The organism is Acinetobacter sp. BY419, assembly GCF_019038395.1.
Classification (GTDB): Bacteria; Pseudomonadota; Gammaproteobacteria; order Pseudomonadales; family Moraxellaceae; genus Acinetobacter.
In genome coordinates this window covers 1-1,110 of record NZ_JAGFXZ010000077.1, presented here as the reverse complement: position 1 = coordinate 1,110, position 1,110 = coordinate 1, and the positions used below count along the sequence as shown (strand labels likewise).

Below are 1,110 nucleotides of genomic sequence, written 5' to 3'. Positions count from 1 at the left end.
AACTACACCAGCACCAACTGTACGACCGCCTTCACGGATCGCAAAACGTAGACCTGGGTCCATTGCGATCGGGTGGATGAGCTCTACTGACATCTCAACGTTGTCACCAGGCATAACCATTTCCACGCCTTCTTTAAGCGAAATCGCACCAGTTACGTCCGTAGTACGGAAGTAGAACTGTGGACGGTAGCCGTTAAGGAATGGAGTGTGACGACCACCTTCTTCTTTAGAAAGTACGTATACTTCCGCATCGAATTTAGTATGTGGCTTGATCGCACCTGGTTTAGTCAATACTTGACCACGTTGTACGTCTTCACGCTTAGTACCACGTAGAAGAACACCACAGTTCTCGCCCGCACGACCTTCGTCTAGAAGTTTACGGAACATTTCCACGCCAGTTACTGTCGTTACTTGTGTATCACGGATACCAACGATTTCAACCGATTCGCCTACTTTAACGATACCAGTCTCTACACGGCCAGTTACTACTGTACCACGACCAGAGATTGAGAATACGTCTTCAATTGGCATAAGGAATGGAAGGTCGATAGCACGTTCTGGCTCTGGGATATAAGTATCAAGAGCTTCAACAAGCGCAACTACAGCTGGCTCGCCATATTGACCTTCATCACCATTAAGCGCAAGAAGAGCAGAACCACGGATCACTGGAGTGTCATCACCCGGGAAGTCATAAGTAGAAAGAAGTTCACGAACTTCCATTTCAACCAGCTCAAGAAGCTCTTCGTCGTCTACAAGGTCGCATTTGTTCAAGAATACAACGATGTAAGGTACACCTACCTGACGAGAAAGCAGGATGTGTTCACGAGTCTGTGGCATAGGACCATCAGTCGCAGCACATACAAGGATCGCGCCGTCCATCTGAGCAGCACCAGTAATCATGTTTTTAACATAATCGGCGTGGCCCGGGCAGTCTACGTGAGCGTAGTGACGAATTGGAGAATCGTATTCTACGTGTGAAGTATTAATTGTAATACCACGTGCTTTTTCTTCTGGTGCAGAGTCGATTGCAGCATAGTCTTTCGCTTCGCCGCCGAATTTCTTCGCACATACAGTTGCAATCGCAGCTGTTAAAGTTGTTTTACCATGGTC

Annotated in this window: 1 protein-coding gene; it reads right to left on the bottom strand. The window is 47.4% G+C overall.

Annotation, left to right across the window (positions count from 1 at the left end):
• A partial coding sequence (gene tuf / locus KUG37_RS14635) for an elongation factor Tu (RefSeq protein ID WP_216940671.1) occupies positions 1 to 1,110 on the bottom strand: 1,110 nt, incomplete at both ends.